At 55.4% G+C, this 25,019-nt stretch carries 22 protein-coding genes; 6 read left to right on the forward strand and 16 right to left on the reverse strand.

Annotated elements, in window-relative coordinates; genetic code table 11:
- Positions 1–11: 11 nt before the first annotated feature.
- Entirely contained in the window at positions 12–599 is a 588-nt protein-coding gene (locus RYZ18_RS01515; protein WP_317654622.1) for a YSC84-related protein, read from the reverse strand.
- A 114-nt stretch (positions 600–713) separates the two neighbouring features.
- Positions 714–1,712: a porphobilinogen synthase gene (gene hemB, locus RYZ18_RS01520; RefSeq protein ID WP_317655783.1), complete on the reverse strand. Its 999-nt coding sequence runs from the start codon at positions 1,710–1,712 to the stop codon at positions 714–716.
- A gap of 119 nt (positions 1,713–1,831) precedes the next feature.
- On the opposite strand from hemB, the gene RYZ18_RS01525 reads away from it, so the two are divergent.
- Both RYZ18_RS01525 and mfd read left to right on the forward strand, forming a co-directional pair.
- A complete protein-coding gene (locus tag RYZ18_RS01525; RefSeq protein WP_317654623.1) occupies positions 1,832–2,353 on the forward strand; it encodes a hypothetical protein in 522 nt (173 codons plus the stop codon).
- A gap of 38 nt (positions 2,354–2,391) precedes the next feature.
- Entirely contained in the window at positions 2,392–5,847 is a 3,456-nt protein-coding gene (mfd, locus tag RYZ18_RS01530) for a transcription-repair coupling factor (RefSeq protein WP_317654624.1), read from the forward strand.
- Here the strand turns inward: mfd and RYZ18_RS01535 are convergent.
- Genes RYZ18_RS01535 through RYZ18_RS01545 form a run of 3 tightly spaced genes read right to left on the reverse strand, consistent with a single transcriptional unit; the run spans position 5,844 to position 8,487 of the window.
- Positions 5,844–7,055 carry a multidrug effflux MFS transporter gene (locus tag RYZ18_RS01535; protein WP_317654625.1) on the reverse strand — a complete coding sequence of 404 codons (1,212 nt, stop codon included), beginning with the start codon at positions 7,053–7,055 and terminating at the stop codon, positions 5,844–5,846. The two genes, mfd and RYZ18_RS01535, sit on opposite strands and share 4 nt — an antisense overlap.
- A complete protein-coding gene (locus tag RYZ18_RS01540) occupies positions 7,052–7,705 on the reverse strand; it encodes a DsbA family oxidoreductase (RefSeq protein WP_317654626.1) in 654 nt (217 codons plus the stop codon). Before RYZ18_RS01540 ends, RYZ18_RS01535 begins: the two co-directional genes overlap by 4 nt.
- Entirely contained in the window at positions 7,702–8,487 is a 786-nt protein-coding gene (locus RYZ18_RS01545; RefSeq protein WP_317654627.1) for a 3-hydroxybutyrate dehydrogenase, read from the reverse strand. The genes RYZ18_RS01540 and RYZ18_RS01545 overlap by 4 nt, the downstream gene beginning before the upstream one ends.
- A 256-nt stretch (positions 8,488–8,743) precedes the next feature.
- Between RYZ18_RS01545 and RYZ18_RS01550 the strand changes: the two genes are divergently transcribed.
- Complete coding sequence (locus RYZ18_RS01550; protein ID WP_317654628.1) at positions 8,744–10,555, forward strand: extracellular solute-binding protein; 1,812 nt, start codon at positions 8,744–8,746, stop codon at positions 10,553–10,555.
- 60 nt (positions 10,556–10,615) lie between these two features.
- On the opposite strand, the gene RYZ18_RS01555 is transcribed toward RYZ18_RS01550, so the two are convergent.
- From RYZ18_RS01555 to RYZ18_RS01565, 3 genes are all read right to left on the reverse strand, one after another.
- Positions 10,616–11,329 (reverse strand): DUF502 domain-containing protein, encoded by a 714-nt coding sequence (locus RYZ18_RS01555; protein ID WP_317654629.1) that lies wholly within the window; start codon positions 11,327–11,329, stop codon positions 10,616–10,618.
- Between the two features lie 94 nt (positions 11,330–11,423).
- Positions 11,424–12,335 (reverse strand): pseudouridine-5'-phosphate glycosidase, encoded by a 912-nt coding sequence (locus tag RYZ18_RS01560; protein ID WP_317654630.1) that lies wholly within the window; start codon positions 12,333–12,335, stop codon positions 11,424–11,426.
- 2 nt (positions 12,336–12,337) lie between these two features.
- Positions 12,338–13,228, reverse strand: a complete 891-nt coding sequence (locus RYZ18_RS01565) for a PfkB family carbohydrate kinase (RefSeq protein WP_317654631.1) — start codon at positions 13,226–13,228, stop codon at positions 12,338–12,340.
- 220 nt (positions 13,229–13,448) lie between these two features.
- Between RYZ18_RS01565 and rpsB the strand changes: the two genes are divergently transcribed.
- Both rpsB and tsf read left to right on the forward strand, forming a co-directional pair.
- The gene (rpsB, locus tag RYZ18_RS01570; RefSeq protein WP_317654632.1) at positions 13,449–14,240 is read left to right on the forward strand and encodes a 30S ribosomal protein S2; all 792 of its coding nucleotides are present in this window, start codon (positions 13,449–13,451) and stop codon (positions 14,238–14,240) included.
- Positions 14,241–14,349: 109 nt separating this feature from the next.
- Entirely contained in the window at positions 14,350–15,225 is an 876-nt protein-coding gene (gene tsf / locus RYZ18_RS01575; RefSeq protein ID WP_317654633.1) for a translation elongation factor Ts, read from the forward strand.
- Between the two features lie 310 nt (positions 15,226–15,535).
- Here tsf and RYZ18_RS01580 read toward each other — a convergent pair whose 3' ends face one another.
- The 8 genes from RYZ18_RS01580 to RYZ18_RS01615 form a co-directional block, all read right to left on the reverse strand.
- Positions 15,536–16,285: a helix-turn-helix transcriptional regulator gene (locus RYZ18_RS01580; RefSeq protein WP_317654634.1), complete on the reverse strand. Its 750-nt coding sequence runs from the start codon at positions 16,283–16,285 to the stop codon at positions 15,536–15,538.
- A 192-nt stretch (positions 16,286–16,477) separates the two neighbouring features.
- Positions 16,478–17,164, reverse strand: a complete 687-nt coding sequence (gene phoB / locus RYZ18_RS01585) for a phosphate regulon transcriptional regulator PhoB (protein WP_317654635.1) — start codon at positions 17,162–17,164, stop codon at positions 16,478–16,480.
- A gap of 22 nt (positions 17,165–17,186) precedes the next feature.
- Positions 17,187–17,900: a phosphate signaling complex protein PhoU gene (gene phoU / locus RYZ18_RS01590; protein WP_317654636.1), complete on the reverse strand. Its 714-nt coding sequence runs from the start codon at positions 17,898–17,900 to the stop codon at positions 17,187–17,189.
- A gap of 22 nt (positions 17,901–17,922) precedes the next feature.
- Positions 17,923–18,732 (reverse strand): phosphate ABC transporter ATP-binding protein PstB, encoded by an 810-nt coding sequence (pstB, locus tag RYZ18_RS01595; protein ID WP_411567067.1) that lies wholly within the window; start codon positions 18,730–18,732, stop codon positions 17,923–17,925.
- 3 nt (positions 18,733–18,735) lie between these two features.
- Positions 18,736–20,505, reverse strand: a complete 1,770-nt coding sequence (gene pstA, locus RYZ18_RS01600) for a phosphate ABC transporter permease PstA (protein WP_317654637.1) — start codon at positions 20,503–20,505, stop codon at positions 18,736–18,738.
- Positions 20,505–22,073, reverse strand: a complete 1,569-nt coding sequence (gene pstC / locus RYZ18_RS01605) for a phosphate ABC transporter permease subunit PstC (RefSeq protein ID WP_317654638.1) — start codon at positions 22,071–22,073, stop codon at positions 20,505–20,507. Before pstC ends, pstA begins: the two co-directional genes overlap by 1 nt.
- 96 nt (positions 22,074–22,169) lie before the next feature.
- Positions 22,170–23,189, reverse strand: a complete 1,020-nt coding sequence (locus tag RYZ18_RS01610) for a PstS family phosphate ABC transporter substrate-binding protein (protein WP_317654639.1) — start codon at positions 23,187–23,189, stop codon at positions 22,170–22,172.
- 209 nt (positions 23,190–23,398) lie between these two features.
- Positions 23,399–24,454: an ATP-binding protein gene (locus RYZ18_RS01615; protein WP_317654640.1), complete on the reverse strand. Its 1,056-nt coding sequence runs from the start codon at positions 24,452–24,454 to the stop codon at positions 23,399–23,401.
- Between the two features lie 188 nt (positions 24,455–24,642).
- On the opposite strand from RYZ18_RS01615, the gene RYZ18_RS01620 reads away from it, so the two are divergent.
- Positions 24,643–25,017, forward strand: a complete 375-nt coding sequence (locus RYZ18_RS01620; RefSeq protein WP_317654641.1) for a hypothetical protein — start codon at positions 24,643–24,645, stop codon at positions 25,015–25,017.
- Positions 25,018–25,019 lie beyond the last annotated feature (2 nt).

A 25,019-nucleotide genomic window follows, 5' to 3' on the forward strand; every position in this document is an offset into this window, starting at 1 on the left:
TGCCCTGTCAGTTACGGGATGATGCGCGAGTAGCGCGTGCCTTCAAGCGTGGCGCCCGCAATCAGCCCCGCCTGACCAAACACCACCGCAATCACGGGATTTGTCAGGGTGTTGCTGTCGATGCCCAAAGATGCACCGCTTGCGTTAAAGGCATAGCGTACATCGGCACCAACCGCCCAACCCGGCGAGCCACGGAACGAACTAAGCGCCTCCTCAGTCATGAAAAACAGCGCATGTGCATATTGCTGCGCACCGATTTGAAATCCGAAAGATCCGCTGATTGCGTTGTAATAATCAACTGTTGCGCCATTGATACGCAATGCGCCGCGCCCATAAGATGCGCCAAAGCCAAAGCCAGCCTCGGTGACCAATGGCATGATCAGAACACCAGCCGCGTTATAGGCCAGTTCTTCTGTTCCTGGAACTTCTTGGAACATGAATTCCTGCGCGCTGTCCACGCGTGCATCCAGACGCTGCGAGGCTTGCGAATTCACCCCATTGCCGCAGGCCGCCAAGAGCGGCACCGCCGACCCGCCAAGCACGAAATTGCGGCGGGTCAAAATTTGGGGCGAATGAGATGTTTTTGTTTCACTGCTCATATGTGACCTCATTCCCTGTAATGTCTCTGCCTATCTTTTACGGGGTCGCGCGTGGTTTGTCATGACCAAAGCGGCGCAATTTTATCAATTGACGCAGGTTTGAGGTGTTTTTGCCTAGCCCTGTAGGATGGCCGCAACCCTTGGGGCGAAATAGGTCAACACACCATCACAGCCCGCGCGGCGGAAACACATCAGGCTTTCAAGCATGACTTTCTCGCCGTCAATCCACCCGTTAGCTGCGGCAGCCTCGATCATCGCGTATTCGCCTGAGACCTGATAGGCATAGGTCGGCGCGCCAAAGCGGTCTTTGACCGCGCGCACAATGTCGAGATAGGGCTGGCCTGGTTTCACCATAACCATATCCGCCCCTTCCATCAAATCGCGCTCAACGCAGGCCAAGGCCTCGTTGCGATTGGCGGGATCAATTTGATAGGTTTTTTTATCACCTTTCAGCGCACCAGACGCACCTACCGCATCACGAAATGGCCCGTAATAGCTTGAGGCGAATTTTGCCGCATAGGACATAATCGTCACATTGCGGTGGTTTGCCCCTTCAAGCGCGCTGCGAATGGCGCGGGTGCGGCCATCCATCATATCCGATGGCCCCAAGATATCTGCGCCTGCCTCGGCCTGCGCCAATGCCATTTTCACCAATGCCTCAACGGTTTCGTCATTGATGATTTCACCATTGCGCACATAGCCGTCATGCCCGTTGATATTATAAGGATCGAGGGCAATATCGGTCATGACCGCAATATTCGGGGCGGCCTTTTTAATGGCGGCAATCGCGCGATTGGTCAGGTTTTTAGGGTTCCACGCCTCGGCGCAGTCCTCGGTTTTCAGCGCGGGATCTGTATAGGGGAACAGGCAGATCGCGGGAATGCCAAGCGCCTCGGCCTCCTGCGCGGCTTTGACCACCAAATCAAGCGACAAACGATTGACCCCAGGCATGGAGGCGACAGGTTCGCAAACCCCTTTGCCATCGCGCAAAAACACGGGCCAAATGAGATCATTGACGCTTAATTCCACCTCGCGGGTCAGATTGCGCAAAGCGGCGCTTGCGCGGGTGCGGCGATGACGGGCGAGGGGAAACGGGGCTTGGGTCACGCTGATCTCCTTGATCCTATCTGTCTCAAATTTCTGACAGGTCACAGGAGATTTCTCAAGGCTAGAAAAGGCCATAATTGCCGCGTAGAAGGGGGCGGGGTGCGAAAATAGGGCCAAGAAAATCAGTGCAGTTTCTCGATCATATCATCACGGTTTTGGATTTCTCCGCTTTTGAGGCGGTGTGGTATTGGGTGTTGTTTGCGCTTTTGTGGTCACATTGGACACAAACCACGCTTGGTGTGCCCTTTGCAATGATCCGCCGTGCCGAATTAGGGGATGAAACTGCGCGAAGCGATGCGCTGCAATTGGCCGAGATCACCGCGCGTGATTTGCGCGGCCTCAATGCACAGTTTGGGCCAATCTTGGTGACGCTTTTAGGGCTGATCTTGGGCTTTCTGGCTGCGCTTGGCTTTTATTATGACAGTCCTTTGGCGCAGTCGGTGTTCTTTCTTGTGATGCCCGCCGTAGGTGTCGGCTATTTGCGCAATCGTTTGGCGCAGGCTTGGCCGCAGATCCCGCCACAGGATCAGATCCGCGCATTGATGCGCCATCGCCGCCGTTTGCAATTCCTTGGCAGCGTGTTGATTTTTTTCACGGCGATTTGGGGCGTGTTTTTCCTTCAACGGGTGCCGCAATCACCGCTTTGATCTTGACACGCGGGGCTGCCCCTTTACCTGACGCTTCCATGTTACACGCAAAACCCCAACCCGCCCATATTCGCGCCTCTGGCGTGCCCGAAGGATATGACGCGCAGATGATCCTGCGCGAATTAGAGCGCGCGGGGTCTGATGAGACAATGGTGCTGCATATTGCGCGTGATGACAAACGTGCTGAAAGCATTGCCGCTGCGCTGCAATTCTTTGCCCCTGATCTGACCCTTCTGCGCTTTCCCGGCTGGGATTGTCTGCCCTATGATCGCATCTCCCCCAATGCCGAAATTTCAGCGCGGCGCATGGCGACCTTAGCGCGGTTGGTGCAGGACGGGGTTGGGCCTGCGGTTGTTTTAACCACGCTCAATGCGGCCACGCAATTTTTGCCCCCGCGCGATTTGCTGCGTGAGGCGGCCTTTCACGCCACTGTGGGTCAGCGCATAGACGAAGACGCCTTGCGCGCCTTTTTGGTGCGCATGGGGTTCACGCAAACCACCACTGTGACCGAGGCGGGGGATTATGCCCTGCGCGGCGGGATTATTGACATTTGGCCTGCGGGAACGCCGCAACCCTATCGGCTTGACCTTTTTGGCGATGTTCTTGATGGGCTGCGCAGTTTTGACCCTGTCACGCAGCGCAGTCTTGAAACTCTGACCCATTTATCGCTTTCGCCCGTCTCCGAGGTTGTGATGGACGAGGCCGCAATCACGCGGTTTCGACAGAATTACCGCATCGAATTTGGGGCTGCGGGAAATGATGATCCGCTCTACGAGGCGGTCAGTGCGGGGCGTAAATACCAAGGCGTGGAACATTGGCTGCCCTATTTTCACCCCAAGCTTGAGACTTTGTTTGATTATCTGCCCGATGCCGTGGTCACGATGGATGACCAGACTGCGCCGCAGCACGCCGCACGATGGGAGACGATCAGCGATCAATATGACACGCGCAAAACGGCATTGACGCAAAAGGGGCGGTTGGACAGCGTCTATAAACCTGTGCCGCCTGACTTGCTCTATCTGGACGAGACGCGGTTTGCCGCCGCTTTGGCGCCGCATCGGGTTTTGCATTTCTCACCGCTGCCTGCCGCCACGGGCCCGAATGTGATTGATGCAGGCGGACGTGTCGGGCGCAATTTCGCGCCTGAACGGCAGCAAGAGAATATCAATATATTTGAGGCGCTTTGCGATCATATCCGCGATATGCGCCAATCGCGCGCGGTAATTTTGGCCTCTTGGTCAGAAGGGGCGCGGCAACGCCTGATGCAGATTTTGACCGATCAAGGCTTGTCTGGTTTGGTCAAACTTGATCATTTCACGCCTGATCTGCCCAAAGGCAGCATCTCTTGCGTGATCTGGCCGCTTGAGGAGGGGTTTACCGCCCCCAATCTAGCAGTGATCTCAGAGCAAGATGTGTTGGGCGACCGGCTGATCCGTCCCCGCCGCAAAACCAAACGTGCCGAGAATTACCTGACCGAGGCGCAAAGCCTTTCAGCGGGTGATCTGGTGGTGCATGTTGATCACGGCATCGGGCGGTTTAAGGGGCTTGAAACCATCACCGCCGCGGGCGCCCCGCATGAATGTTTGGCCCTTGAATATGCAGGCGGGGATCGTCTGTTCTTGCCCGTTGAGAATATCGAACTTCTCAGTCGCTATGGCCATGATGAGGGTCTGCTTGATAAGCTTGGCGGTGGCGCATGGCAGGCGAAAAAGGCGCGGATGAAGGAACGCATCCGCCTGATTGCGGATAAGCTTATTCGGATTGCCGCCGAACGCGAATTGCGCCAAGCGCCGATTTTGGGCACGCCCGATGACATGTGGGAGAATTTCTGCGCCCGCTTCCCCTATGAGGAAACCGAGGATCAGCTGTCTGCCATCGCGGATGTGGTGGAAGATTTGGCCCGTGGCCGCCCCATGGATCGCTTGATCGTGGGCGATGTTGGGTTCGGCAAAACCGAAATCGCCATGCGCGCGGCCTTTATTGCGGCGGCCTCTGGCCTGCAGGTGGCGGTGATCGCCCCCACGACATTGCTTGCGCGTCAACACGCCCGCACCTTTGCCGAGCGGTTTCGTGGCTTCCCGCTTAAAGTTGCGCAATTGTCTCGCTTTGTGTCCGCGAAAGAAGCCGCAGAAACCCGCGCAGGGTTGGCGGATGGGACAGTGGATATTGTCATCGGCACCCACGCGCTCTTGGCCAAAGGGGTGCGCTTTGCCAATCTTGGGCTTTTGGTGATTGATGAAGAGCAACGCTTTGGCGTGAACCACAAAGAGCTGCTCAAAGAATTCCGCTCTGAGGTTCATGTGCTGACCCTATCGGCCACGCCCATTCCGCGCACATTGCAGATGTCGCTTTCTGGTGTGCGTGACCTTAGCCTGATTGGAACGCCGCCGGTTGATCGGTTGGCTATTCGGTCTTATGTCAGCGAATTTGACGCGGCCACCATCCGCGAGGCGCTGTTGCGCGAACATTATCGCGGTGGTCAGTCCTTTTATGTTGTGCCGCGCATTGAAGACTTGCCCGAGATCGAAACCTTCCTGCGGGATCATGTGCCAGAGGTCTGTTTCGTGGTGGCGCATGGCCAGATGGCCGCAGGTGATCTCGATGATCGCATGAATGCGTTTTACGATGGCAAATACGATGTTCTGCTTGCCACAACGATCATTGAATCGGGGATTGATATCCCGACCGCCAATACGATGGTCATTCACCGCGCGGATATGTTTGGTCTGGCGCAGTTGTATCAGATCAGGGGCCGTGTAGGGCGCGCGAAAACCCGCGCCTATGCCTATCTGACGACCAAGCCGCGCGGAAAATTGACCCCCGCCGCTGAAAAACGCCTCAGGGTGTTGGGCAGCCTCGACAGTCTTGGTGCAGGCTTCACCATCGCATCCCAAGACCTCGATATTCGCGGGGCAGGCAATATCGTGGGTGAGGAGCAATCGGGCCATGTCCGCGAGGTGGGGTTCGAGCTGTATCAATCCATGTTGGAGGAGGCGATTGCCGCCATCCGCTCTGGTGCGGCCGAAAGCACTGTCAGTGACGGGCAATGGTCGCCGCAGATCAATTTGGGCGTGCCTGTCATGATCCCCGAGGCCTATATCCCCGATTTGGATGTGCGGCTTGGCCTCTATCGCCGCCTGTCGCAATTGGAAAGCAAGGTCGATCTCGAAGGGTTTGCCGCCGAGATGATTGACCGCTTCGGCCCGCTGCCGCGCGAAGTGAACACGCTGCTTTTGGTCATGCGCATCAAGGCGATGTGCAAACGCGCCCATATCGCCAAGATGGATGCGGGGCCCAAAGGGGCGACTTTGCAATTCCATAATGACAAATTCCCGAACCCTGCGGGCCTTGTTGCCTTTGTCGAAAATCAGCGCGGGTTGGCTAAGATCAAAGATAATAAAATCGTCATTCGCCGTGACTGGGCCAAGGATGCCGATAAGATCAAAGGGGCCTTCGCAATTGCCCGCGATCTGGCCGAACAGGCGAAGGGCTAGCCTGCCTGTTCGGATTTTGGCATCATTTGCATCAGCCCCACGGCGATTGCGGCAAAGATCAGCGCGAATGAGATCAGGGGCAGGGGTGTGCCGTCAAAAAACTGGCCCACAATCGCCCCCAGAACCGCGCCGCCGATGGTTGCGATGGCGCCCATTACCGAACTGGCCGTGCCCGCGATATGGCCCAAAGGCTCTAGCGCGAGGGCGTTTAGATTGCCCAAGGTAAAGGCTGCAGCGGCAAAGATGGTCAGCGTCCATGCAATATAAAGCGCAAAGCCTTGCCCCGCCTCAAAGATCAGGCCAAAGGCTAATAGCGCGATGCTGCTGTTGAACAGCACCGCAAATAACGTGCCGCGCACCATCGCGCGCATACCAAATCGCATAACCATTTTGCCGTTGATTGGCCCTGAGGGGGCAGCCATCAATGCAATCGCACAAAACCAGAATGGAAATTCAGCGCCGCGTCCAAAGCTGAGGTCAAACACCTGCTGAATTGAGGAAATCACCCCAAAAAGCGCCCCGAATACGCAGGTTTGCACAAGAATGGAAAGCTGCATTTGGCGCATGCCAAGGGCGGTCGAAATGGCGGATTTAAGGGCAGCAAGATTTGGCTTTTGCCGCCGCTCGGGCGGTAGCGTTTCGGGTTGCCGCAGACCCAGCCATGAGACTGATAAAACGATAAAGACCAAAAACGCCACGAAGATCGCCCGCCAGCCAAAGCCCGCGATAATCGCCGCACCGATTAACGGGGCGATGGCAGGGAAAATGGTGAAAACCAACATGGCGTAGGACACAATCTGTGCCATCGCGCGGCCCTGATAAAGGTCGCGCACCATTGCCAAGGTCACAACACGCGGGCCTGCGGCACCGATGCCCTGCAAAACGCGCGCCGCCAAAACAAGCTCGAGAGAGGGGGCATAATGGGCCAAGATCGCCCCAAGCGCATAGAACCCTGCGCCGAGATAAATCACGGGCTTGCGTCCCAAAGCGTCTGAAATTGGGCCAGCGATGAAAATTCCGATCCCCATGCCAAAAATAAATGAGGTCAGGATCAATTGCGCGCGGTTGATGTCATCTGGCGAAAGCTCGGCCGCGATTTGGGGCAGGGCGGGCAGCATTGCATCCATCGAAAAGGCGATGGTTGCAAAGAGCACCCCCATCATCGCTGTAAATTCAAGCTTTGACGGGGATTTTGAGGCAGGGGTCATTCGGGGGCCGTTTCTTGGACTTGTTGGTTGAGCTCATCAATCACATTGAGCCAGAAATCGCTAGGCTGTGCGCCAGTTACAACGTGTTGATTGGCGATAATAAAACAGGGCACCCCCGTCACCCCACGGGTGCGGGCATGTTGGTCGCGTGCGGTGATGTCGGCCTGATCCGCATCACCCGCCAAGAGGCGCGCGATCATTGCGCGGTCAAGACCGATCTCGCTTGCGATACCCTCTAGAACATCTGCGGCACCGATATCGCGGTGGCTGATGAAATAGGCCTTGAAAATTGCCACCGCAGCCGCGGTTTGGCGCCCCTCTAGCCCCGCCCAATGGATGAGGCGGTGCGCGTTCAATGTATTGGGCGTGCGGGGAATAGCGGCAAAATCTATCGACAAACCCGCTTTTTCGGCATGTTCCAGAACGGGGGCATAGGCGGTGGCGGCATTGGCGCGCCCGCCAAATTTTGTCTCAAGATAGGTGGCACGATCCATCCCTTGGGGCGGCATATCGGGGTTCAATTGGAACGGATGCCATTCGACCACAAAGGGGTGGTCTGCGCGCTGTTCCATTGCGCGGGCAAGGTTTGTCCAACCAATATAGCACCACGGGCAAATCGGATCGGATAGGATATCGAGTTTGATGCTCATAGGGCTGTCCAACCGCCATCAACGGATAGGGTTGTTCCTGTGATCTGATCGGCTGCAGCGCTGCACAGAAACGCAACTGTGCCGCCCAGTTGTTCAACTGTGGCGAATTCTTTGGAAGGTTGGCGGGCCAACATTACATCCCGCACAACTTGGTCACGGCTCATATTATGCGTTTTCATTTGATCGGGGATTTGGGCCTCGACCAATGGCGTCAAGACATAGCCCGGGCAAATGGCGTTTGCTGTGATGGGGTCTTCGGCAGTTTCAAGGGCGGTCACCTTGGTCAGGCCAACGACCCCGTGCTTTGCCGCCACATAGGCCGATTTATAGGGCGAGGCGGTCAATCCATGCGCCGAGGCGATATTGACCACGCGCCCCCAACCCGCCTTGCGCATCATCGGCAGCGCCACAGCCGTGGTATGAAACGCGGAGGAGAGATTGATCGCGATGATCGCGTCCCATTTTTCGGGTGCGAAGCCCTCAATCGGGGCGACATGTTGAATGCCCGCATTGTTCACAAGAATATCACATCGCCCCGCCGCCTCAATAAGGGCGCGGCATTGATCGGGCTTCGACATATCTGCCGCGATATAGCGTGCGCTGATGCCATGACGTTTGCCTAAATCAGCCGCCAGATCATGGTCTTCGGGACGGTCCGTAAAGGAATTGAGAACAACATCCGCGCCCGCCTGCGCCAGTATCTCAGCCACGCCCAGCCCAATCCCCGAGTTTGAACCCGTGATAACAGCGGTTTTTCCTGAAAGATCAGTCTGCAATGCCATGGTAAGAATCTCCTGCGGCTCGAATATAGGGGAGGGGGCCTAGACCCGCTGCCGCAGAGAAAACCCCAAAAAAAACGCCGGCACAAGGCCGGCGCAAGTTATTGAGGCAGGTTTCATACAGGCAAGAAACCTATCGAGCAGTGCCTTATGTATAATCATGTTTGCGGTAGAGTTCCAAGAGAAAAGTTTGCGCTTCTTGCGCCAAGCCCCTAGCATTGTTCCTATAATTCATAAGAAAACGGGGATTGTTTTCAAAATGGCACGAGTTTGTTTCACACGTTTGGGGGTATGGGTGGTGGCCGCGATTGTCGCTGTGTCAACCGCACATGCCGAACCGCAACATGGCATTGCTATGTATGGCGAGCCTGCCCTCCCACCAGATTTTGTGCATTTGCCCTATGCAAATCCAGATGCGCCGACAGGCGGGCGGATCGTGACAGGCGAGGTTGGGGGCTTTGACAGCCTCAACCCGCATATCCGTTTGGGCAGCACGCCATGGCAATTGCGGTTCTTGGCATATGAATCGCTTTTGATCCGCTCTTGGGACGAACCGTTCACGCTTTACGGCCTGTTGGCCGAATCGGTAGAGGTTGATCCTGCGGGGTTTTGGGTTGAGTTCACGCTTAACCCTGCGGCGCGATTCTCGGATAACAGCCCTGTCACAATGGAAGATGTGATTTGGTCATACGAGACTTTGGGCACCGAAGGGCATCCGCGCTATCTGAATGCGTGGCAGAATGTCGAAACAATCGAGGCGCTTGATGAGCGCCGCTTGCGGATCACGTTCAAGGAAGCTGATCGTGAAATGGCGCTGATCATGGGCCTGCGCCCCATTTTGAAAAAGGCGCAATGGGACGGGCAAGATTTTCAGGCCTCAGGTTTGGATGTGATCCCCATCGCTTCGGCCCCTTATGTGGTTGATGATTTCGAGGCGGGGCGTTTTGTGTCCTTACGCCGTAATCCTGATTATTGGGGGGCGGACTTGCCCGTGCGCCGTGGCACCAATGTGATTGATGAAATCCGCTTGGAATTCTTTGCCGATGGCAATGCGATGTTTGAGGCGTTCAAAGCGGGTATCGTGACGACAATGCGCGAAACAAACGCGGCAAATTGGGCTGAGAATTATCAATTCCCCCGCGTGCAATCAGGCGAGGTTATTCTTTCCGAAGTGCCGCATCAGCGCCCCTCTGGAATGAATGGGTTGGTGATGAACACGCGCCGCGCGGCCTTTTCCGATTGGCGCGTCCGCGAGGCGATGATCCAAGCCTTTAATTTCGAATATATCAATCTCACCTTGAATGGCGGGGTCGAGCCGCGGATTACCTCTTATTTCTCAAACTCGCCCTTGGGCATGCGCGATGGGGCGGCCACGGGCCGTGTGGCCGAGTTCCTTGCGCCGTTTGAGGCGGATTTGCTGCAAGGGGCGCTTGAGGGCTATGCCCTGCCACAAACCGATAGCACCGAGGCCAATCGCGCAGGCATTCGCCGCGCAATGGCGCTGCTTGAGGAGGCAGGATATCGCGTTGAAAATGGCGTGATGCAGACGCCTGAAGGGGCGCCTTTTACCTTTGATATTCTGCTCTCCCAAGGGTCGACCGAGATGCAATCCATCGTGAATATCTATGTCGAGGCTTTGGCACGGCTTGGGATTGTTCCCACAGTCACAACTGTTGACAGCGCACAATATCGCGAACGGATTGATAATTTCGACTTTGATATGACCGATATCACCCGCGGTCTGTCGCTAAGCCCGGGCAATGAGCAGCGGCTTTATTGGGGCTGTGATTTGGCGGAAACCACAGGATCACGCAATTTGATGGGGGCCTGCCATCCTGCGATTGAGGCGATGATTGACCAAATGTTGACCTCGGCAAATCAAGAGGATTACCGCGCGGCTGTCCACGCGTTGGATCGCGTGCTGATGAGCGAGCGTTATGTGATCCCATTTTGGTATTCGCCAATCAGCCGCTTGGCGCATAATGCAGAGCTGAAATTCCCCGACTACATCCCGATTTATGGCGATTGGATCGGATGGCAGCCCGATGTCTGGTGGGTAGAGGCGCAATAAAAAAAGGGGCGGTCGAAGAGCCGCCCTTTTTTAGTGTTTTAGGCTGATGCGGTCGCGGGTCTATTTTGCGGTCTTGGACGCGGCCATAGCCTCGACCGCTTTTTTTGCATCCTTTCCATTAGGGTAGACAAGCCCCGCGGAAATGATCAGCTTTGCTGCGTCCTCGACAGTCATATCCAGTTCAATCGTGTCCTTGCGAGGCACAAAGAGCAAAAAGCCTGATGTCGGATTTGGTGTAGTGGGCAAAAACACGGAAATCAGATCATCGCCAAGCTTTTCGGCTACTTCGCCTTTGGCCTTGGTCGAGACAAAGGCGATGGCCCAGATACCTTTGCGCGGATATTCGACCATGCAGGCGCGGTCAAAATTCTGCTCGCCTTGTGCCAAAACAGTTTCGACAATCTGTTTCAGCCCTGAATAGACAGAGCGCACAAGCGGGATCGACAAAACCAAACTTTCGGCCCAACGGATCAGCGAGCGGCCAATGAGGCCCTTGGCAATCCAGCCAACAATCACCGCAAAAACGAGGAAGGTCGCCACGCCAAGGCCGCGAATATCAACCTGAAGGCCCGTATAATGTTGGATCAAAAAAAGCGGGTTATAGCGGCCTGGAATAAAGGGCAAAACCCAACTGTCGATCCATCCGATCAGCGTCCAGACCAACCAAATGGTCACCGCAATCGGGGCAATGACCACCACGCCTGTAAAGAAATTATTGCGTAGGGCGGCCAAGATGCCGCGGCGTGGGGGTTTGGGATTTTCGGGCAATTGCATGATGCGGGGGCGCGTTGGGGAACCGTTAAATCTGTGTTGATCAGATGTAAGGGGGTTTCGTTAACCTTACAAGAGGCAAGGGGCGGCGGGGTCGTCAGGGTTCCATTGCCATGGCCAGCGCAATCTGCGCGCCAAGGCGCGCATTGTTACGGATCAGGGCAATATTGGCTGCAAGGCTTGCCCCTTGGGTGGCCTCTAGAATTTCAGCGAGAAGAAAGGGGGTCAGTGCCTTTGCGGTGATGTTCTGTGCATCGGCCTTGCGCACCGCATTTTCGATCACAGGCGCAAGGGTTTCGGCGGTGATTTCATCCGCCTGAGGAATTGGGTTTGTAACCAATTGCCCGCCATTCAGCCCCAATGTCCCGCGCATCAGATGGGCGCGGGCGATCTCTTGGGGGCTGTTCATTTGCAGGGGCGCGCGAATGCCACTGTCGCGTGACCAAAAGGCAGGGATCATCTCTTGGCCATAGGCAATGACAGGCACGCCCAATGTTTCGAGCGTTTCAAATGTTTTGGGCAAATCTAAAATGGCCTTTGCCCCCGCACAGACCACCGTCACAGGCGTTTCGGCCAGTTCTGGCAAATCGGCAGAGATGTCAAAACTGTGCTCCGCCCCGCGATGCACGCCCCCAATGCCCCCCGTAGCAAACACGCGAATGCCTGCAAGATGGGCGCAGATCATGGTTGCGGCCACTGTGGTGCCACCTGTCTGGCCAAGAACAAGCGCCGCCGCCAAATCAGCCCGCGAAAGTTTTGCAGCCCCCGTGACCTGCGCAAGGTTGCGCAACTCTGCCTCGGAAAGCCCAATTTTAATTTCCCCCTGAACCACTGCGATTGTGGCAGGCACCGCACCCTGATCTCGAATTTCGGCCTCAACGGCCTGTGCGGTTTCAAAATTGGCGGGGTAGGGCATGCCATGGGTGATGATGGTGCTTTCAAGGGCAACCACAGCGCCGCCTGTCTTTAGGGCATGCGCAACATCCGGGGCTATGGTGAGGGGAAGCATGCTTAATCCTTTCCCGCCACATAAGCGGCGGCTTCGTTGAGTGCAAACATTTGCGCCTCTTGACGCGATGCACCACCGGTTTCGGCGGCGATATGGGCGGCCATGAACCGATCCCCTGCACCTGTCGCGCGGGTGGCGGTGACCTGTGGTGGCGTGCCCGTTACTTTTTCGGCACCCGCCTTGGCGTCTACAGTCAGGCCCGCACCATCGGTCACGATCACGCGCGCCGCCCCCGCCGCGATCAGCGCATCTGCGGCCTCTGTGGCCGAGAGGTCAGGCGCTTGCCCTGCAATCAAACAGGCCTCACGGCGGTTGACATAAAGGCTTGCCATTGGGTGATGCAAAAGCGGGCAAAGACGCGTGGCCTTGCCGGGTGATGCGGGCGCAATGCGTAAATCCGCCGCCTGAAAGGCAGGGGCATCCGCAATATAAGCCAAAAGCGCCTCGGTCAAATTGCCATCAAGCGCCACTACGCCTTGATAGGGGGCCGCGGCATCCCCCAAGGGGCCATGCTCTAGGGGGGCTAAAATCTGCGCGCCTGCGGCCTCAAGGCCATGTGCATCGGCGATGGCAGCCATCACTTGGCCTTGCGCCTCAATCGCCATGTAGTGGTCGGTCGGCCATTCAGAGCTGCGAAAAACATGGTCGCAATTCATGCCGCGCTTTTCGCAAAAGGCCAGCAAATCCGCGCCTTCGGCATCACGCCCGATCATGGTCAGCAAAACGGGCTGCATCCCATAGGCGGCAAGCCCGATGGCAATATTCAACGCCACCCCGCCAGGGATGCGCGTAACACGCCCCGCAACATCATCCTCAAGGGCCATTGCCGTATCTGTGCGACCAATCACGTCCCACAGAACCGATCCGATGCAGATAATGCTGTTTTTTGTCATGGCTGCGTCTCTATCCCGCCTATCGGCCTACGTCTATGCCCCAGCAGTGCTGTTGCAGATGGCCCTTGCGGGCAGGGGGAAAATGCCCTAAAGCGCGCCTGTCCGAAAGGGCAATTCACAGGCGAGGGCGGGTCGCATAGGGGAGACATCCCTATCGATCCACCGGTTGGGGCACGGCCCCTGATCCCTCGCTCAGGCGCAAACCGGAAAGGAAACTATTATGGCGCTTCCTGATTTTTCTTTGCGTCAGCTTTTGGAAGCTGGCGTTCACTTTGGTCACCAGACCCATCGTTGGAACCCTCGCATGGCTCCGTATATCTACGGCGACCGCAATGGGATTCACATTCTTGACCTGACCCAGACTGTTGACCTGCTTGAGCAGGCTTTGGTTGCTGTGCGCGAAACTGTTGCCAAAGGCGGCAGCATCTTGTTCGTAGGCACCAAGCGTCAGGCACAGCGCCCCATTGCCGAAGCGGCAGAGCGTTGCGCACAGTATTACATGAACCACCGTTGGTTGGGCGGCACGCTGACCAATTGGCAGACTGTTTCCAACTCGATCAAGCGTTTGAACGAGATTGATGAAGCGATGCAAAATGGTATTGAGGGCCTGACCAAGAAAGAGCGTCTTGGCATGGAGCGCGATCAGGCGAAGCTGCAAGCCTCGCTTGGCGGTATCCGCGAAATGGGCGGCCTGCCTGATCTGATCTTTGTGATTGACGTCAACAAAGAAGACCTCGCCATTGCCGAAGCCAACAAGCTGGGCATTCCCGTTGTGGCGGTTGTTGATAGCAACTGTTCGCCCGCAGGCGTGGATTACGTCATTCCTGGAAATGATGACGCGGCGCGTGCCATCAGCCTTTACTGTGATCTGATCTCGCGCGCAGCCCTTGATGGGATGAGCGCGCAGATGGATGCAGCTGGCGTTGACCTTGGCGCAATGGAAGAGACTGTCGAAGAAACCTTGGCCGAAGCAGCACCTGCTGAAGAAGCCGCAGAAGACGCTTCTGCCTAAGGGGTTCTAAGTTTGGCGGGGAAGCGCGCCTTTCCCGCTCGACTGACATATCTGTGACATATCGGCGGGGCATATCCCCGCCTGACTTACAAATCAGGAGATTCTCACCATGGCAATTACAGCTGCAATGGTAAAAGACCTGCGCGAAGCAACTGGCGCAGGCATGATGGACGCAAAAAAAGCGCTGACCGAAACCGATGGCGATTTTGACGCCGCGATTGACTGGTTGCGCACCAAAGGTTTGGCGAAGGCGGCCAAGAAATCTGGTCGCACTGCGGCCGAAGGTTTGGTTGCTGTTGCTGTTTCAAACGGCAGCGCGGTTGCGGTTGAAGTGAACTCGGAAACCGATTTCGTTGCGAAAAACGCTGAATTCCAATCCATGGTTGCAAGCATCGCGCAAGCGGCGCTTGACGTGGATGATGTAGATGCGTTGAAAGCTGCGGATATGGGCGGCAAGCCTGTTGAAACAGTGATCACCGATGCGATTGCGAAAATCGGTGAAAACATGGCGCTGCGCCGCATGGCAAAATTGTCGGGCCAGACGGTTGTGTCTTATGTGCACAACGCCGCGGCTGATGGCATGGGCAAGATCGGCGTTCTTGTCGCGTTCAATGGCACCGATGAAGGTTTTGCCCGTCAGGTGGCGATGCATGTTGCAGCAGTGAACCCTGCATCCTTGTCTACGGATGATCTGGATCCTGCGATTGTGGAAAAAGAGCGTCAGGTGCAAATCGACATCGCGCGTGAATCTGGCAAGCCAGAGGCTGTCATCGAGAAGATGATCGAAGGCCGTATGCAGAAATTCCTCTCCGAAGTAACCTTGGTGAACCAAGCCTTCGTCATCAACCCAGACTTGACTGTCGCGGCTGCAGCGAAAGAAGCGGGTGTTGAGCTGACAGGGTTTGTGCGCCTTGAGGTTGGTGAAGGCATTGTGGTGGAAAAAGAAGATTTCGCCGCAGAAGTTGCGAAGGCCGTCCAAGGCTAACTCCGCACCAAATTGCGAAACAATGAAGGGCAGGGGGCAACCCCTGCCTTTTTTCTTGTTAAATGAAAACGGCGTCACTCAGGGACATGAATGACGCCGCCAACAGCCCGCTTTTAATTTGGGGACGCGGGACTGACAGGTTGCTCTAGGTACAACCTGTATGTGCCTGCGGGGGACACCGCGCGACACATAGCGTTATTATATTCAATTTAAGAACATTCGACACTGAGGAATTCCTCAGGGCTGACCATGGTCACGCAACTGTGAGATAGGTTAAAAATTGGTTAATAAACTTGCTCTGCGATCAATCTCAAATAAAAATTTGATTTAAAACCAGTGCCTTAGCGGCGGCTTGCGCAGTTGTGTCAGCCTGTAGCACATCTCGTGCGCCGCGTAGATGTTTCTCAACCGTTGTTACATTTATCCCCATGGCAAAGGCTATCTCGCGCATGGTGCGTCCCTTGATTACCAATTCCAACGCTTCGCGCTGTCGTTCGGTTAGGATTCGCAAATGTGGCGATACGGGCAGTGCAGTGGCGCATAGGTGAAACAGATGACAATAGCCAAAGATAGCTGCACCATATTCATCCCAGATGTCGATAAGTGCCTCTTGGGTCATATGTTCTGCGCCGATCAATCCGAATTCCGCATTTGCCGCATGGTGGCGCTGTGGCAGCGAAACTGTATATCCCGCTGTAATCGCGTGAGCCGCAAAAAGCTCATATAATTCGCGCTCGGCACGAGATAACGCGGTTCCATCAGGTGTCGCTGATGACAGATGTGTCCAAGGTTCTGCACCAGTGTTGGACATGGCCCATTTGACGATAGGACAGACGCGATAGAGATTTTCGCCAACATAGCCCGCAACCAACGTTTTAGGGCAGTTGTGCAGGATACGGTTGTCATGCGCGTGACCCGTTTTGCCAAATTCAGCAGCAATTGGGTTGGTGGCATATATGAAACAGCGAAAGCCGTAAGACGTCAGCATCTCTTGATGAAGCGTGACCAAGCTCTCGGCATCAGCGCAGGCTAAGTAACGCGCAGTTCGTGCATCAACCATAACAACCCCCAAGTTTAGCGAATTGAATGTATCTGCGCGGGGGGATGGCTGTCGAGCGAATATTATTTCTTCGTTAAATTAGGTGGTTGCGTTGCTTTATTGAAGTGATCCTGCGTGTTTCCGCATTACAATAATTAACATAATCATGATTATCGGATAAATGGATGGGCGCAAAATCTCGCGCCCCTCTGATCACCCAAGAGCGTATCCGGCGCCGCGCACAGTGCGAATTGGGTCGCCCTCGCCCCCGCCTCGCAGCGCCTTGCGCAGACGGCCAACATGAACATCGACTGTGCGACTGTCGACATAGATATCGCGGCCCCAGACGCGGTCGAGTAATTGTTCACGGCTCCAAACGCGACCAGGACGTTCCATGAAGGCGGTCAGCAAACGAAACTCAGTCGGCCCAAGATTAATCTGTGCTTCACCGCGGAATGCGCGATGTGCGCTGGTGTCGAGTTTGATATCCTCATATTCCAATGTCTCCCCCACCGAAGATGGCCGTGTGCGGCGCAACTGGCTGCGGGTGCGGGCCAGAAGTTCGGCCAAGGAATAAGGTTTCGTGACATAGTCATCTGCGCCCGTCTCAAGGCCGCGAATTTTGTCGACCTCTTCGGATCGCGCAGAAAGCATGATCACAGGTATCCGCGCCGTTTGCGTGCCTGACTTTAACTGACGACACACTTCGATGCCTGACACATTGGGCAGCATCCAATCCAAGATAATCAAATCGGGCGGTGTTTCGCGCGCGATAAGCAATGCCTCATCACCGCTATCGGCGGTCAGCACGTCAAACCCTTCGGCCGCGATATTATAGGCCAAAACCTCGCGCTGTGCGGGTTCGTCTTCGACAACCAAAATTACGGGGGAATGTGCCATGTTACGCTACTTTTTTGTTGGATTACGACTTGTTAGAGGATTCAGAGATCACATCTTGCTTGGGGCGGATATCCTCAGGCATTGCGCCTGTTACGAGATAGACCACCTGCTCTGCAATCGAGGTGACGTGATCCCCCATGCGCTCAATATTTTTTGCCATAAAATGCAAATGCATACAGGCCGTAATTGATCTTGGATCTTCCATCATAAAGGTCAGATATTCGCGGAAAAGTGCAGAATAAATCTGATCAATTTCAAGATCGCGCTCGCGCACATCTTCGGCCAAGCCCAGATCCCGTTGGATATAGGCATCAAGCACATCTTTAAGCATCAGTTCCACCTCGCGCGCCATTCGGCGCAGTGAGGCAGTTGCGCCCTCAATCGGGGGCTGCGCCATCACCGCATGGCTGCGCTTGGCGATGTTTTTGGAATAATCCCCAATCCGTTCCAAATTGGTCGAGACGCGGAAAACAGAAAGCACCGTGCGCAAATCGGACGCTGTCGGCGAGCGCAAGGCCAAAATGCGCGCGGCTTCCTCGTTCACTTGGGTTTCCAAGGCATCAATGGCCGCGTCCCCTGCCCGCACCAGATCGGCCAGTTCAGGGTCGCGCGTGTCCAAAGCCAAGACCGATTTATGGATCGAGTCCTCGACCAACCCGCCCATCTTCATGATCCCCGCCTGAATGCTCTCTAGGTCGCGGTCAAATGAGGAAACGATATGTTCATTCGTGTTCATGGCAGCCCTTCCAAGCCGAGAATTAGCCGATACGGCCCGTGATATAGCTTTCGGTGCGCGGGTCTTCGGGATTGGTGAAAATCTTTGAGGTGTCGTCAAATTCAACCAAGTTTCCTAGGTGGAAAAACGCGGTCTTTTGGCTGACGCGTGCGGCCTGTTGCATCGAGTGGGTTACAATCACGACCGAATAATTGCTGCGCAGCTCGTCAATCAATTCTTCCACCTGCGCGGTCGCGATAGGGTCAAGCGCTGAACAAGGCTCGTCCATCAACAAAATCTCAGGGTTGGTGGCCACAGCCCGCCCGATACAAAGGCGCTGCTGCTGCCCGCCCGATAGACCCGTTCCCGGGGCATCAAGGCGGTCTTTCACCTCATCCCACAGGGCCGCACGGCGCAAACTTTTTTCGACAATCTCGTCTAGATCAGCCTTGCTGCGGGCCAAGCCGTGAATGCGCGGGCCATAGGCCACGTTTTCGTAAATGGATTTCGGAAACGGGTTTGGTTTTTGGAACACCATCCCCACCTTGGCGCGCAATTGCACAGGGTCAACGCGGCGGTCGTAAATATCCTCGCCATCAATGCGAATATCGCCCTCAATACGCGCAATCGAGATGGTGTCATTCATGCGGTTCAAGCAGCGCAGAAAGGTCGATTTTCCACAGCCTGACGGCCCAATAAAGGCGGTCACAGTTTTATCGAGAATGTCGACATTCACATCCTTAATCGCATGGGTGTCGCCATAATAGACCTGCACATTGCGCGCGGCGATCTTGATGGCATCCTCGCCTGCAATACGGGTGTCGAGTTGCATATTATTCACTTTCGTCTCCATGACTTACCACCTCCGCTCGAATTTACGGCGCAGGATAATGGCGAGGAAGTTCAACAAGAACAGAAGGGCCAGCATCACGATAATCGCGGATTGTGCCAAACCTTCGCGCACAGGCGCATCTTCATTTTGTGCCAAAAGGTAAACAACCGTTGGCATCGATTGTGTCTGCTCCAACAGACCCCCGCTGAAGGGCGAGGATAGCAGATCCGCGCCCGTTGATACAGACAGACCAATCAACAGCAAAGGTGCGGTTTCCCCAAGGGCCTGCGCGATACCGATAATCGTGCCCGTTAGAATGCCAGGCGCTGCGAGGGGCAGAATATGGTGGAACATGGCCTGCACCTTCGAGGCCCCTACCCCAAGGGCTGCTTCGCGGATTGAAGGCGGCACCGCCTTGAGGGCCGCGCGGGTCGCGATCACAATGGTGGGCAGTGTCATCAAAGACAGAACAAAGCCACCAAGCAAGGCCGTGCCGCGAATGGAGGTTGTAATTCCAAGATCCGTCAGCGCGAACAAAATTGCGGCCCCAAGGATACCGAACACGATGGACGGCACCGCCGCAAGGTTGGCAATGTTGATCTCGATGAAATCGGTGAATTTGTTTTTGGGCGCGAATTCCTCAAGATAAATCGAGGCTGCGACCCCAAAAATCAGCGAGAACACCAACACCACCAGCATCATATAGAGCGAGCCCATCAAGGCAGGGCCGATCCCCGTAATCTCACCGCTTTGCGAGTAAAGATTGGTGAAGAATTTCCAATGGAAATGGCGATTGATGATGTCGGCCTCAACCATTGCATCCGCCATGGCCAGATGACCCAATCCAAAACCAGGTGGCATATCGGCCTGACCGCGGCCTTGCAATTCACCCGTCAGATAGCGGGTGAGCGAGATTGCAACAGGCACGCCTGTGAATTCAGTTTCGCCGACCAGATTGGGATTAGCTACGAGGTAATCACGCGTATCACGGCGATTGGCGGCATAGATCATCGAGGCCAAGGCCGCATCATCAAATTCAGCGGGTTGGCGCATCAGACCTGCGGCATCGAGTAAGGCAGATTGCAGGCCTGTTTGCGCCAATGCGGCGGCGGCAGCGGGCATGGCATCAACCGTGATCCCATCGGCAATGGCCTGAACCTGTGACGCGGCAGATGCAAAGCCCGCACCAGAAAGGGCCGTAACGGCGGCCTCAAGCGCGGTATTTGCGGCCGCGACATCGTCGCCCTCAAGGGCAGATTGTGCCCCGCGCAAAGCGCTGCCCGCTTGGCCGAAGATACGGGCGACATCACCCCCTGCAACAGCACCGTTTCGCAGATCCGACAGAGGCACCCCTGCCCCATCCATGAGCCCTGCTTGGGCAAGAATTTCCTCCGCACGGTCAGCGTAGCGCGCGGTCACAGTGGCCATGACGTCAATCCCTGCGGCCTCAATTGTGGCCTTGAGAGAGTTTGCGTAAATCCCGCGCTCAAACCCCGAGCGCAGGCTGACGTCAGCGAGTTCCTCTGGCGTAACTTCGCCCCCGTTTTCATTCAGAATTGCAGGGTCGTAATAGAGTTCAATCTCGGCTTGATATTGCCAGAGCGCGGGAATGCCGCGCGAGACGATTGACCACAGAAGCACACATAGGAAAAACAAAACCACTGTGATGGCCGAGATGCCAAGAATCCGCAGCGCAAGACCCTTTTGGTGGCGCTTTTGCACCTGTTCTGAGCGGGCATACAACGATTGCATCCTGCGCTTTGGCAGATCAGAGGGGTTGGACAGATCAGTCATCAGTCATACTGCTCCCGATATTTGGCAACAATCCGCTGTGCGAGCAGGTTCAACCCCAGCGTGACGAAGAAGAGTGTAAAGGCCAGCGCGAAAACCGCCAGAACATCAATCGAGTCGAACCCTGACCCCTCGCCCGTGAGAACGGCCACAATGCGGGTTGTCACAGTCACAACCGCCCCGAATGGGTTTGGCTCCAACCCTGTGACCGAAGACAGCGCGCCTGCGGCCAGAACCACAATCATGGTTTCCCCAATCGCGCGGGACGCGGCCAAAACGATGGCGCCCACAATGCCAGGCAGCGCGGCAGGCAAGATCACCTTGGTCACCGTTTCCGCGGGTGTCGCCCCCAGACCAAGCGAGCCATCCCGCATCGCCTGTGGCACGGCATTGATCACATCATCGGACAATGACGAGACGAACGGCACCAACATCATCCCCATCACCACGCCTGCGGTCAGAACAGAGACCGTGTTGGGCATAATCGTTGACCCCACCACCGCCTGCAAAAACGGGCCGACTGTCACAAGGGCGAAGATACCATAAACGATTGTCGGGATCCCCGCGAGGATCTCTAGCGCGGGTTTGATCGTGGCGCGTAGCGCGCTTGGGGCGAATTCCGACAGGTAGATTGCCGCAGAGAGGCCTAAGGGAACCGCAACCAAAAGTGCCACAAGCGCAATGTAAAGCGTGCCCCATATCAAAGGCAAAAAGCCAAGCGCCGAGACATAGCTGCCATCTGGCCCCTCAGGCGCGCCTGCAACATCACCTGCAGGGGCCCACTCCATCCCAAAGAGGAAATTGAAAATCCCGTATTCCTTGAAAAAGGCTAATGTGGGGAATGTGATGGCTGACAGAATGCCAACAGTGGTCAAAATGGCGATAGTGGAGGCAAAGATCAAAAAGGCAAGAATCCAACGCTCGACCGAGATGCGGGCGCGGAAATCGCGGTTGATCAATTTTAGACCATAGAGAAACCCGCCGATGGCCAAAAATACTGCGCCGAGCCGCCCTATCAGTTCGATCGTGGCGTTAAAGCCGCGCAGGCGCAAAGCGGTCTCAAACATTTTTTGCGAGATATTCGCGCCAATAATTTGCCCGTCATCGCGCAAGCGCTGCGCCAACGGGGTGAAATCTACACGCCAGCCCTCAACATCGGCTTCGGTTGCGTTGCCATTGGCGATATAGCCATCAATCGCAACCGCCAACCCTTTGACATTCGCAACGAAGAGATCGCGCTGCGCGGCAAGGCGGACGTCTATCTCGTCCTGCGGCAAGCCATCGGTAACGTCAGCGGATAACTGCAATTCAGGTGCATTGGGATCAATGATCGAAGCGGTATAGCTGTTCGAAGCAATCCCTGATCCAATCGACCAGAGAATAATGAAAATCAGTGCTGGCACAGAGGCCGCAAGGACCACATGCATGCCATGCTGTTTCGGAAGTGAATGCAGGCTCGACTCGACCCCGTTTGCGACAGAAATCGCGCGGGCGCGCCCGATAAAAAAGCCCACAATCGCAAGCACTGCAATTAGGGCCAAAACAAGCGAAATGCTGATTGTCAGGGGCATTTGGTCGTCCGCTCTGCTCTTTTAAGTTTTGCCCTTTGGGCGGGGTGGATCTGGGCGGTGGAACCGCCCAGACCGAATTTAGAAAGCCGTCAGATCTTAGAGGCCTGCAACCATTGCTTGGGTCGCTGCCAATTCTGGATCAGGAACAAGGCCGTATTCAGCCAATGGGCCACCAGGGCCTGCGATTTCGTCAGAGATGAAGAACTCAACATATTCCTTCAAACCTGGGATCACGCCGATATGCTCTTGCTTGACGTAGAACTGCAGAGGGCGCGATACGGGGTATTCGCCAGATGCAATTGCATCAACGGTTGGAGTTACGCCAGACATAGTCGCAACCTGAAGACGGTCGGTGTTGTTTTCATAGAAAGACAGACCGAATACGCCAATACCTGTTGGGGTGCTGTCGAGATTTGCAAGCGTCTGTGTATAGTCGCCTTCGATATCAACCGAACGGCCATCGGTGCGCAGGGTCATGCAGGCTTCTTCAACTGCATCTTCGTCCATGCCCATACCAGCCATTGCTTCTGCTGCGCCAGTATCCTCACAACCTGCGAGGATCACGTTTTCTTCGAAAACTTCGCGCGTGCCGTGGTTCGTGCCAGGAACGAACATGTTGATTTCCTGAGAAGGAAGATCGCCATTTACGTCAGCCCAGTTGGCATTTGGGTTGGCAACCATTGCGCCATCAACAGGCAACTCAGCGGCAAGCGCCAAGTAGATATCTGCAGGTGTGAAAGCGAAAGAAGGGCCATTGATGTCAGAGGCGAATACGATGCCGTCATAGCCAATGCGAACTTCGATTGGGGTTACACCGTTGCCTGCGCATACTTCGCGCTCGGAGTCTTTCATCAAGCTAGAGGAGTTCGCGATATCGATTGTGCCTTCGCCAACGCCTTCGCACAGCATGCGGCGGCCAGTGGACGAACCGCCACCCTCAACAACGGGGGTTGCGAAATCGGTTTCAGCGCCAAACGCTTCGGCAACGATATTTGCATAAGGCAGAACCGTGGATGAGCCCGCGATGCTGACATAGTCACGGCTTTGCGCGACTGCGCCCGTTGCGGACAATGCCGCCAAGGCAAGGGCGGAAACGGTCAATTTTGTGAAAGACATTCTTCTGTCACTCCAAGTGGTTTTCGGGTTGGCAGAACGGGCACCAGTGCCGCGCTCTTGTGGGCCTGCCTATGCGTGGTTCACCAAGCTTTTGTGACAGAAACGTAACAGTTATGTGACAATGCCCTCGGATCGCCCAAATTTTGTGAAAATTCTGCGAAATTTGGAAATTTTGAGCATTTCATTAGGAAAACGGCGGATTTCGATGGTTATTCGCTCGGAAGAATCACGGAAAAGCAGCTGCCTTTCCCCTGTTCCGAAGTGATTTTCAAACGCCCGCGATGGCGCTGGACGATGTGTTTTACAATCGCAAGGCCCAAACCCGTTCCCCCCATGGCGCGACTGCGGTGATTGTCCACGCGATAGAATCGCTCTGTCAGGCGCGGGATGTGCAAGGGATCAATTCCTTCCCCTTGATCGATGACATCGACACATAAAAGCCTGCCCTTAAGGCTGCCCTGCCCCATCTCGTGGCGCATCTTGATTGTTACGGTCTTGTTTTGTCCGCCATATTTCAGGGCGTTTTCAATAAGGTTTCGGAAAACCTGTGTCAGTTGATCGCTGTCGCCGCGCAATTCGGTGCTGACATCATCGGGGCGCTGTATCATCACCTGACAGCCGCTTTCTTCGACCAAGGGGCGCAAGGCTGCCTGCACGCGCGAGACAACATGCATCACGTCAATCACTTGATCGGGGCGTTGACGCTGTTGCGATTCAACCCGTGACAGCGACAAAAGATCCCCGATCAGGCGGTTCATCCGCTGTGCTTCATCCTGCATGATCTGCAAGAAACGCGATTGCGCTGCGGGGTCTTTGGCGGCAGGCCCGCGCAGTGTTTCGATAAACCCAAGAATTGCCGTAAGCGGGCTGCGCAATTCGTGACTGACATTGGCCACAAAATCGCGGCGCATTTCTTCGACCTCGGTCAGATGGGTGACATCTTCGAAATGCAAAACAATGCCCAGATTTGCTTCGGGCAAGGCCGTGATGCGCACGATAAACCGCTCGGCCCCTGCGGTGCTGGTTTGGATAAATTCCGCCTCGGATGAGACGCCAGATTGCAAAACCTGCTCAATCGCCTGTGCTAAAGTAGGCTGGCGAAACAGTGTCACATAAGAGCGGCCTTGCGCCCATGTTCCAAACATGGCCTCAGCTTCTTCGTTTTGTTCGAGCAAAATACCATTTGGCCCCAAGCGCACCATTGGGTCAGGCACGCAATCGAACATGGCTGTCACAATTGCCTCAAAGGAATGGGTGTTGGTCATTTTCTGGGCCTTTTCGGGGGGTAAAGGGTCGAATCAATACGCTCTTTAGCTTCGCCAAGTTTCAGAAAATGTCGACCGCCCCTTTTTTTTGTGCTTTTTCATTCTAATTCGTTGCATCTGTAACGATTTTGCGGCGGATAATGGATTAGGCGTTAGGGCTTAGATGTCCGAATTGAGAGTGCGGGACGATGTCATCGGCTTCGAATAACGACACCGCGTTGCGTCAGATGCGCAACTTGGTTTTGGTGGATGTTCCCCCAAATCTCGCATCTCGTTTGCCGCGCATGGTGGTTGATGCCGCGGAAATGGTTATGGCGGCGAATATTGATAAAATGCCCGAAATTTTGGCCACTGAGCGCCCTGATATGGTGATCTCACCCTTGATTGGCCCGAAATTTGACGCGATTGAATTGGCGGTTCAACTGCGCAAGGCCGCATTTCGGGGGCGGTTGGTGGTCATTTGCGATAAGTTGCCTGACCCCTCTTTGATCCGACAAGAACTGGAAAATCAGGCCTTGGGGTTTACGGTTAGCCTGTTGGTTTTGGGCGATAAGGACAGGTAGAT

It is taken from the genome of Roseovarius sp. 10, assembly GCF_033100315.1.
In the GTDB taxonomy this organism is placed as follows: Bacteria; Pseudomonadota; Alphaproteobacteria; order Rhodobacterales; family Rhodobacteraceae; genus M30B80.